General features: G+C 70.3%; 9 protein-coding genes and 1 rRNA gene. 1 reads left to right on the forward strand and 9 read right to left on the reverse strand.

The features are described from left to right. The 9 genes from F603_RS0115365 to F603_RS0115405 form a co-directional block, all read right to left on the reverse strand. Positions 1–59 (reverse strand): 16S ribosomal RNA (locus F603_RS0115365); the annotation flags it as partial. Between the two features lie 459 nt (positions 60–518). Continuing rightward, the gene (locus F603_RS0115370) at positions 519–1139 is read right to left on the reverse strand and encodes a hypothetical protein (RefSeq protein WP_019546895.1); all 621 of its coding nucleotides are present in this window, start codon (positions 1137–1139) and stop codon (positions 519–521) included. A 135-nt stretch (positions 1140–1274) separates the two neighbouring features. Then, the gene (gene ahcY / locus F603_RS0115375; protein WP_019546896.1) at positions 1275–2726 is read right to left on the reverse strand and encodes an adenosylhomocysteinase; all 1452 of its coding nucleotides are present in this window, start codon (positions 2724–2726) and stop codon (positions 1275–1277) included. Between the two features lie 396 nt (positions 2727–3122). Next, a complete protein-coding gene (locus tag F603_RS0115380; protein WP_037956167.1) occupies positions 3123–4064 on the reverse strand; it encodes a cation diffusion facilitator family transporter in 942 nt (313 codons plus the stop codon). A 69-nt stretch (positions 4065–4133) separates the two neighbouring features. Then, positions 4134–5345, reverse strand: coding sequence for a mannose-6-phosphate isomerase, class I (gene manA, locus F603_RS0115385; RefSeq protein ID WP_019546898.1), 1212 nt, complete (start codon positions 5343–5345; stop codon positions 4134–4136). Positions 5346–5459: 114 nt separating this feature from the next. Beyond that, complete coding sequence (locus tag F603_RS0115390) at positions 5460–6629, reverse strand: SIS domain-containing protein (RefSeq protein WP_019546899.1); 1170 nt, start codon at positions 6627–6629, stop codon at positions 5460–5462. Positions 6630–6710: 81 nt separating this feature from the next. Then, positions 6711–6881 (reverse strand): Trm112 family protein, encoded by a 171-nt coding sequence (locus F603_RS34100; RefSeq protein WP_019546900.1) that lies wholly within the window; start codon positions 6879–6881, stop codon positions 6711–6713. Positions 6882–6995: 114 nt separating this feature from the next. Next, complete coding sequence (locus F603_RS0115400) at positions 6996–8357, reverse strand: phosphomannomutase/phosphoglucomutase (RefSeq protein WP_019546901.1); 1362 nt, start codon at positions 8355–8357, stop codon at positions 6996–6998. Between the two features lie 183 nt (positions 8358–8540). Next, positions 8541–8936 (reverse strand): DUF3499 domain-containing protein, encoded by a 396-nt coding sequence (locus tag F603_RS0115405; RefSeq protein ID WP_019546902.1) that lies wholly within the window; start codon positions 8934–8936, stop codon positions 8541–8543. A gap of 312 nt (positions 8937–9248) precedes the next feature. Between F603_RS0115405 and F603_RS0115410 the strand changes: the two genes are divergently transcribed. After that, positions 9249–9707 (forward strand): metallopeptidase family protein, encoded by a 459-nt coding sequence (locus tag F603_RS0115410; RefSeq protein WP_019546903.1) that lies wholly within the window; start codon positions 9249–9251, stop codon positions 9705–9707. The last annotated feature ends 19 nt before the right edge of the window (positions 9708–9726 follow it).

A 9726-nucleotide genomic window follows, 5' to 3' on the forward strand; every position in this document is an offset into this window, starting at 1 on the left:
TGCATGTGTTAAGCACGCCGCCAGCGTTCGTCCTGAGCCAGGATCAAACTCTCCATGAATGCATTCCACATCCACAAAGACCACACACCCACACACACGCGGGCATGCACAATCCTTGCCGAAAAAAATCAAAGAAACCCACCCAACCAAAAACAGGCCAGGTACGGGCATCAACAAACTTGGCGTTGACTAAATGGCACGCTGTTGAGTTCTCAAAGAACGAACGCTTCCATCGAACCCCTCCCAGGGCCCTCCGGGCGCTTCCCTCTCGGTGTCCCAGACTCTACCAGAAGATTTCCGGTGGATTTCTGGGGGCTTCTCAAGGTCTTCGGCCGAGCGAATTCCCTGCGAAGCGGAGTAGAGACTAGCTGTTGGGATCCGGTCTGTCCAACCGGGCAACTGCTCGAATCCACGAACCCTCGATATCGCGCGTCAACGCTTTTTCGAGGCGGGTGGAACAGTACCAGTCGGAGAGGGGGGCCACGCACCCGCCCCCGTGATCGTCTCCTCGTACGGCGTCAGTCGTTCGTGAAGGCCGAGGGAGGCGTCTCCAGGTCTTCCAGCTCGATGCCCGGGGCGGCGAGGACGACGTCTCCTGCGAGATGGACCGTGTGCTGCTCGCCCGTCTCCAGGTCCGCCGCACGGTAGGTGTCCACGACCAAGGGGCCGTTGTCAGTGGCGTGTGATTCGCTCTTCAGCATCGCCCAGGACTGGTCGTGTGTGCGCGGGGCGAGGACGGGGGTCGTAAACGTGACGAGGCGTACGCGGGTGGCGCCGGCTTCGGGGGCCGGGCGCAGGAGCCGGGTGAGGGCCACGAGGAAGGCCGGTGAGGGGCCGCTGAAGGCGTGGGCCGGGACGTTGTGCTCTGCGGCGTCCGTCCCTGACGGGCCTGAGCGGACCCAGGTGACGCCTTCGAGAGCTGCGCCCCTCACCTGCCAGTCGCCGTACCGCAGTTGGAGGCGTACGGGGCGGCCCAGCGCGTCCACAGTGAGATCGGTCGAGCCCAGATGCTCTCCCGTGGGGGCGGTGGTCTGGGAGAAGTACCGCCAGCCCGTCGGTCCCACCGCGCACTGGAAGTGTTCGTCGCCCAGGGGGGTTCTGTCGTGGGTGTCGTGGAGCGAGTAACGGCCGCGGGGCATCTGTGGTGTCCGGTGGGTGCGGGGACGGGGCAGGCCCCCGCCCTGAGGGGCGGGGGCCTGCCAGCAGGTCCGGCACTCGGTCGGTCGCGGTCCCGCCCGTGCGGGTCGGGCAACCGGCCGGTGACGGGAGCCGGCTCAGTACCGGTAGTGGTCCGGCTTGTACGGGCCCTCGACGGGGACGCCGATGTACGCGGCCTGGTCCGGGCGGAGCTCGGTCAGCTTCGCGCCGAGCGCGTCCAAGTGGAGACGGGCCACCTTCTCGTCGAGGTGCTTCGGGAGGACGTAGACGCCGGTCGGGTACTCCTCGGGCTTGGTGAAGAGTTCGATCTGAGCGATCGTCTGGTCCGCGAAGCTGTTGGACATCACGAAGGACGGGTGGCCCGTGGCGTTGCCCAGGTTCAGCAGACGCCCCTCGGAGAGGACGATGATCGCCTTGCCGTCGGACCACGTGTAGGTGTGGACCTGGGGCTTGATCTCGTCCTTCACCACGCCCTTGATGGACTCGAGACCGGCCATGTCGATCTCGTTGTCGAAGTGGCCGATGTTCCCGACGATGGCCTGGTGCTTCATCTTGGCCATGTCGGAGGCCATGATGATGTCCTTGTTGCCGGTCGTGGTGATGAAGATGTCGGCCGTCTCGACGACGTCCTCGAGCCTGACGACCTGGTAGCCGTCCATCGCCGCCTGGAGCGCGCAGATCGGGTCGATCTCCGTGATCATGACGCGGGCGCCCTGGCCGCGGAGGGACTCGGCGCAGCCCTTGCCGACGTCGCCGTAGCCGAAGATCACGGCGGTCTTGCCGCCGATGAGGACGTCGGTCGCACGGTTGATGCCGTCGACGAGCGAGTGGCGGCAGCCGTACTTGTTGTCGAACTTCGACTTCGTCACGGCGTCGTTGACGTTGATCGCCGGGAAGAGCAGCGCGCCTTCCTGCTGCATCTCGTAGAGGCGGTGGACGCCGGTGGTCGTCTCCTCCGTGACGCCGCGGACGTCGGAGGCGAGCTGCGTCCACTTCTGCGGGGTCTCGGCGACGGTGCGGCCGAGGAGCTCGAGGACGACGCGCTCTTCCTCGTTCTCCGCGGTGTCAGGAGCGGGCACCTTCCCGGCCTTCTCGTACTCGACGCCCTTGTGGACGAGGAGCGTGGCGTCCCCACCGTCGTCGAGGATCATGTTCGGGCCGCCGGTCGGGGCGTCGGTCCAGGTGAGTGCCTGCTGGGTGCACCACCAGTACTCGGTGAGCGTCTCGCCCTTCCAGGCGAAGACCGGGATGCCGCTGGGCTTCTCGGGGGTGCCCTTCGGACCCACGGCCACGGCGGCGGCCGCGTGGTCCTGGGTCGAGAAGATGTTGCAGGACGCCCAGCGGACCTCGGCGCCGAGCGCCACCAGGGTCTCGATCAGTACGGCGGTCTGCACCGTCATGTGCAGCGAGCCGGTGACGCGAGCGCCCTTGAGCGGCTGCTTTGCGGCGTACTCCTTGCGGATCGCCATGAGGCCGGGCATCTCGTGCTCAGCGAGCGTGATCTCCTTGCGGCCGAAGGCCGCCAGGGAGAGGTCAGCGACCTTGAAGTCCTGGCCGTCAGTGGTCATGCGAGCTACTCCTCGATGTCGAGGTACGTGGCTGGTCCTTGCTGCGGCGCGGGGATGGCCGAGGTGCGCACAACGCACGGCGTACCCGGGGTCCGGGCACACTGCTCCCCTGCTCGCAGCTCAGTCCGTCGGAGGCCCTCTCTCCCTCGGTGGCCCTTCCTCGGGCCGGCCGACCGCCATCAGCAGCGACGACTGCGCTCTACGAATCTACACCGCTCGTCCAGTCGAACGGATTGCCCCGGGAGCCATCAAGACCGCACTGCCGATGGTTTTCGGCCGCGCGCGCACTTCGGTCGACCGCCAAGTCGCAGCAAAAATAGGGACAAAGGAGGGCTTTGCCGGCCCGGAGGGTACGTGATCAGTCCCACCGGTGCACGAGTGCGACCGCCTGCGCCCCTAGCGCTCCGTCCTCGCATCCATTGCACCCCCTTCGCGAAGGATGTCCGGCTCCAGGTAGATGACGCGCGCGATCGGGACGGTCTCGCGGATGCGCTGCTCGGCCGCGTCGATGGCACGAGCGATCTCGACGGCGGTGTCGTCGTGCTGCACGGCGACCTTCGCCGCCACGAGAAGCTCCTCGGGACCGAGGTGGAGGGTGCGCATGTGGATCACCTCGGTCACGGTCTCGCCGTCGACGAGGGCCGCGTGGATCTTCTGTCGCTCCGCCGGGTCGGCGGACTCGCCCAGCAGCAGCGACTTCGTCTCGGCCGCGAGGAGCAGCGCGATCAGGACGAGCAACGTGCCGATGCAGAGGGTGCCGATGCCGTCCCAGACGCCGTTCCCCGTCAAGAGCGCGAGCCCGACGCCGCCGAGCGCGAGGACGAGGCCGACGAGGGCTCCCAAGTCCTCCAGCAGGACAACGGGCAGTTCCGGCGCCTTCGCGCGGCGGACGAACTGGCCCCAACCCAGCTTCCCTCGTACTTCGTTGGATTCCTTTATCGCCGTACGGAAGGAGAAGCTCTCCGCGACTATGGCGAAGACCAGCACGCCGACCGGCCAGTACCAGTGCTCCACCTCGTGCGGGTGCTGGATCTTCTCGTAACCCTCGTAGAGCGCGAAGACGCCGCCGACCGTGAAGAGGACGATCGAGACGAGGAAGCCGTAGATGTAGCGCTCGCGCCCGTACCCGAAGGGGTGCTCCTCGTTCGCCTCCTTCTTCGCCTTCTTCCCGCCGAGGAGGAGGAGTCCCTGGTTGCCCGAGTCCGCGAGGGAGTGGACTCCCTCGGCGAGCATGGAGGAGGAACCGCTGAAGGCGAAGGCGATGAACTTGCTCGCCGCAATGGCCAGGTTGGCGCCGAGGGCGGCCATGATGGCCCTGGTACCGCCGGATGCACTCACGCTGGGGACATCTCTCTTCCGTTCTCTGTCCGCCGCGGTAAAGCTGCGGCCGGGAAACGACCCGCCCCGTCAGCGGGCCACCGTGGCGCGGAAGAGCGTACCGTCACCGACGGCCGCCACCGGTTCGGTCGCGGGAACGTACACAGACTGTCCGCATCGCAGGGGGAGTTCGATGGGTTCGCCCTCCCTCGTGCGGCCGGAGAGCAGGGCGGTTCCTGCGGTGCAGAGGACGATCTGTGCAGCTTCGGCGGTGAGTTGACGCGCAGCAGCGCCGGGGGCGAGCAGGTGCCGGCTCAGCCGGAACTCGTCGGCAGGCGTCTCGTAGACCTCCTCGCCGTCCGGAGACGCTTCGGGCCGGAGCACGGCAGGGTCCGCGGGGGTGAATCGGACGATCCGGAGCAGCTCAGCGACATCGACGTGCTTGGAAGTGAGCCCGCACCGCAGGACGTTGTCCGAGTTGGCCATCAACTCGACGCCGAGGCCGGAGAGGTAGCAGTGCGGCACGCCGGCTCCGAGGTAAAGAGCCTCGCCCGGCTGGAGCCGCACGTAATGCAGGAGCATTGCGGCGATGACGCCGGGGTCGCCCGGGTGGTGCCGCGCGATGTCCGCGTAGGCGGCGAACTCCTCGGCGCGGGGGCCTCCTTCGGTGGCGAGGCGAGCGGCACTGGTCGACGCCTCGTCCACAGTCGCGGCGATGGCGTCGCGGTCGGCGGTGAGAACGGCGGTGAAGACCTCGCGGAGGGCGTCCTCCTCGGGGTTGGCGCGCAGGATGTCGGTGTAGGGCTGGAGGCTGTCGACGCCGAGTTCGGCGAGGAGGTCGGCGGCCCCGGCAGGGTGCCGGAAGCCGCACAGGCCTTCGAACGGCGAGAGGGCGCAGAGGAGTTCGGGTTTGTGGTCGGCGTCCTTGTAGTTGCGGTGCGGCGCGTTGCGGGGGACGCCGTCGGCCTCCTCAGCGTCGAAGCCGCTGCGCGCCTGCTCCCGGTCGGGGTGGACCTGGAGCGAGAGCGGGGAAGCGGCGGCGAGGACCTTGAGGAGGAAGGGCAGCCGGGCGCCGAAGGACGCCACCGTCCCGGCGCCGAGCTCCGCTTCCGGATCGGAGGCGATGACGTCGGGGAGCGGCGGCTCGCCGCTCCTGTCGGCGAGACGGGACGGGGCGCCCGGGTGGGCACCGAGCCAGAGTTCGGCCTGCGGTTCGCCGGTCGGCTCGGTCCCGAGAAGCTCGGGGAGCGCGGTGGTCGAGCCCCAGGGGTAGGGCCGGATGGTGTTCGCGAGGCGGTCCATGTGCGGTTCCGTTTCATGGCTTACGTGGCGCGGAAAGGTGGAGCCGAGAATTCCGGGTGGGCGCCGGGGCTCCGTCGCGGCCTGTCGGGCAGCGCGATGGGCCCACCAGCGGCTCTATGGTGCACTGCCGCCGGTGAGCGTGAGGTAGACGGTGGTGAAGTCCGCGGTGGCGATCAGCTCCCCCAAAGTCTGCAACGGGCCGAGGTCCGCCGCGGGCGCCAGTTCGCTCACGGACGTTCCCCGTTCGATGGCGAGTTGACGCGCGGCCAGGAGAACCGGAGGCGGGCCGGCCTCCGTTTCGCCGGTGTCGTGAAGCAGCACCAACCTGCTGCGTACCGGCTCCGGTTCGGTGACGCGGTCCCGGAAGAAGTCGTTTTCGGAAGTGGTGGCGCCTCGCAGCACGGGCGCCTGGGCGGCGAGGGACTCCGGAAGCCTCCCGGTGAGCGAGGGGACGCCGGGGAGGGCGGCGAGGCTCTGTGCCCAGTGGGCGGCAGCGGCATCGGCTGCGGGGCCGTGGCTCCACAACAGGGGGACGGTGCCGTCGAGTTCGAGAGCGAAGGTCTTCGCCGGGTTGTCGTGCTGGGGTACGGCAGGACCGCAGGCGCCGGCCACGGTGTCGAGTCGCTCGGCGAGGGACTCGACGGCGGAGGGTGGCGCCGCTGCGAGGCCGAGGCGGTCGGCGAGGAGGAACAGCGGGGCGGCGAGCGCCCACAGGGTGCCTGGCGCCGCCTTGGTGGCGTCCGGCTCCGGGGCCTGTTCGGCGAGGCTTCGGAGCGCGGCGGGTGCGGTTCCGGGAGCGGAGACGTACGGGACGAACAGCCCCCGGTCGCCCAACACATCGGCGAGCGGGCTGTGTTCGGGGGCGACGGCTACGACGGTGCAGCCGCGGCGGTACGCCTGATCGGCGAGGCCGCACAGGCCCGGCTCGGTGCCGTTGGGCGTGGCGACGACGAGCAGGTCGACGGGTCCGGCCCAGCCGGGCAGGGACCAGCGGAACGACGCGGGGTCCGCCGTCTCGCTTCCGGCGGTGAGACGGATGACCGGCGCGGAGCCGTTGCCGAGGGCGTCGAGGAACCGGGCGAGCGCGGCGGCCGTACTGGGCGGCCCGGCCAACAGGAGGGTGCGCGGCCTGCCTTCGGGGCGCAGCGCGAGCAGCCCGGCCTCCTCGGAGGCGCGCACCGCGCTCCGTACGCGGCCCCCGGCACCTGCCGTACTCGGCAGCAGCTCGGCCGCGTCCGCCTCCGCGAGCGCCTCCGCCGAGTCGAGGAGGAACTCGTCGAGCATGGTCGCTGGCTCCGATCGGCGGCGCGGTGGGTGTGGTGCGGTCGTGCGCGGGCCGGCTCCGGTTCTGCGGCCCCGCCGTCGTCAGTCGGAACGACGGGCCTCGTCGACGAGGAGCACGGGGATGCCGTCGCGGATCGGGTAGACCAGGCCGCATGCGCCGCCGGTGCAGTGGAGTTCGTCTGCCTCCTCGCGCAGCGGTGCGTGGCAGGCGGGGCAGGCGAGGATCTCCAGGAGGCCGGCTTCGAGCGGCATGTTCCCTCCAACTTCGGGCAGCGTGCAGTGCCGTCAGCGTACCGCCGGCCGCGGCGGGGCAGGGGGCCAGTCCCCTGCGGTCGCGGCCGGCGGTGCCCAGCGGTGCGGCGAGGGTCAGGCCCGCACGAGATCGAGGACCTCGTCCCTGATCCGCTCCACCGTGGGAGTGTCCTGCGCCTCGACGTTGAGCCTTAGGAGCGGCTCCGTGTTGGAGGGACGAAGGTTGAACCACCATCCGTCGCCGAGAACGGTGAGGCCGTCGAGCTCGTCGAGGGTGACGCCCTCGCGCCCGGCGAACGCTTCCCTCACCGCTGCCGTGCGTCCCTGCTGGTCGGCGACGGTGCTGTTGATCTCGCCGGAGGCGGGGTAACGGTCGTACTCGTGGACGAGTTCGGAGAGCGGGCGCTGCTGCTCGCCGAGGGCGGCGAGTACGTGGAGGGCGGCGAGCATGCCGGTGTCCGCGTTCCAGAAGTCGCGGAAGTAGTAGTGCGCCGAGTGCTCGCCTCCGAAGACGGCCCCGGTCTCGGCCATCTGCTGCTTGATGAACGAGTGGCCGACGCGCGTGCGTACGGGCGTCCCGCCGTTCTCCTTGACGACCTCGGGCACGGACTGCGAGGTGATGAGGTTGTGGATCACTGTGGAGCCGGGCGACTTGGCGAGTTCACGCGCGGCCACGAGTGCGGCGACGGCCGACGGCGGGACGGGCTCGCCGCGCTCGTCCACGACGAAGCATCGGTCGGCGTCGCCGTCGAAGGCGAGGCCGATGTCGGCGTCGGTTTCGCGCACGCGCTGCTGGAGGTCGACGATGTTCTTCGGGGCGAGCGGGTTCGCCTCGTGGTTCGGGAAGCTGCCGTCGAGCTCGAAGTAGAGCGCGTCGAGTTCGAGCGGGAGGCCCTCGAAGACCGTCGGGACCGTGTAACCGCCCATGCCGTTGCCGGCGTCGACGACGACCTTCAGCGGTCGGATGGCCCCGAGGTCGACGAGGGAGCGGAGGTAGCGCGCGTAGTCGGTGAGGAGCTGCCGCTCCGTGATGGTGCCCTCGCCGCTCTCGGCCGGCGGCATCGGCGTGCCCTCGGACCACTCCTCGACGAGCGCCCGGATCTCCGCGAGCCCCGTCTCCTGACCCACGGGGGCCGCGCCGGCGCGGCACATCTTGATGCCGTTGTACTGCGCGGGGTTGTGGCTCGCGGTGAACATCGCTCCCGGCAGGTCGAGGTAGCCGCTGGCGAAGTAGAGCTCGTCGGTGGAGCAGAGGCCGATCTCGGTGACGTCCGCCCCTCGGGCGGCGGCGCCGCGCCCGAAGGCGCGCGAGAGGCCGGGCGAGGAGGTGCGCATGTCGTGCCCGATGACGATCGAGGTCGCGTCGGTGACCTGCACGAACGCTGCCCCGAAGAGCTCGGCGAGCGCCTCGTCCCACTGGTCGGGCACAACGCCGCGCACGTCGTACGCCTTCACGATCTCCGACAGGTCAGCCACGTCAGCCCTCTCCTGTGTACTCGGGTTGCCGCTGCCCGTGCATGCACCGGCGGCGCCGGCGGGGCCCGGGAGGATCGGCGGGGGACCAAATCTACCCGTCAGGTCGGAGAGGCACGCGCAGGGCGGGGAGAGCTGCTGCGCAGTCAGGGGAGTTGGCGCGGCGCGGAATCGAGGGCCGCCCGTTCAGGAGTCGGGCGAGCGGAGCACCCGCAGGTGGCCGCGGCGGGCGACCTCCATCGGGTCGGCGTCGCTGCCGCGCGGGCCGGCGGCGCGCTCGCCGGCCTGGGCCGCCTGCTCCCGCCGGGGGGTGCGCGCGGCCTCGCGGACGGCGTCGGCGAGTGCTTCGAGGTCGTCGCTGCTGGGGCGTGCGGCGGCCGCGTCGATGGAGAGGCGGACGACCTCCCAGCCGCGAGGGGCGGTGAGGCGTTCCGAGTGCTCGGAGCAGAGGTCGTAGCAGTGCGGTTCCGCGTAGGTGGCCAAGGGGCCGAGGACGGCGGTGGAGTCCGCGTAGACGTACGTCAGCGTCGCTACGGCGGGACGGCCGCATGCGGTGCGCGAACAACGACGTACGGGACTCACGGTGTTGGACCGTACCGCACTCCCCAGCGGGCTGCGACGACTCCACCGGACGTCCACCCGGCCGTGTCGCCCCGCTTCATCCGGTACGCCCCGGTCTGTCGTTCGGGCCCCGGCAGGGCGGGAGGCACGGCGTGCAGGGACCGGTACCCCCCGCCTCACCGGGAGGTTCCGGGAGAGTACAGCCGCCCGCGATTCCGGGGCCGCGGAGCGGCGCCCTCGCATAACCTTTCGGTGACGAAGCCCCCGCCGCAGCCCTGCGCACCAGCACCGACAGCCAGCGGCGAGGGCGGAGGGAGGGCTAGGCTCGACTCGATGGACAGCCCCTCGCAGCCCCAGGCCGAAGGCCCGCGCGCACCCCGCCCGCACAGCAGGGACCGCCACGGCCGCGGGATGCGCGGGCCGGTCGCCCCACCCCAGGTGCCGCTCTCGGTGACCCGCTCCGACGCCTTCGACGACCTGGTCCGCGACTCCGTCAACCGTCTCGAAAGGCACTGGCCGCAGCTCGCGAGCGTGGAGTTCGCCGTCCAGGAGGTACCGAGGGGCGATCACGGCGAACTCGACGAGGGCGTGGAGGCCGTTCCGCTCGGGCAGTCGGTGCCGGGGCGGGACGGCCGGCCCGATCGCGTCGTCGTCTACCGGCGCCCGGTGGAGATCCGCACCCGCAGCCTCGACGAGCGGGCGCTGCTCGTCCACGAGGTCGTCGTGGAACAGGTCGCCGAACTCCTCGGGCTCGCACCGGAGTCGGTCGACCCGCGCTACGGGGAGGATTAGAGCGGGCGCGCCTCCAGGG

The organism is Streptomyces sulphureus DSM 40104 (genome assembly GCF_000381025.1).
GTDB classification, from domain to species: domain Bacteria; phylum Actinomycetota; class Actinomycetes; order Streptomycetales; family Streptomycetaceae; genus Streptomyces; species Streptomyces sulphureus.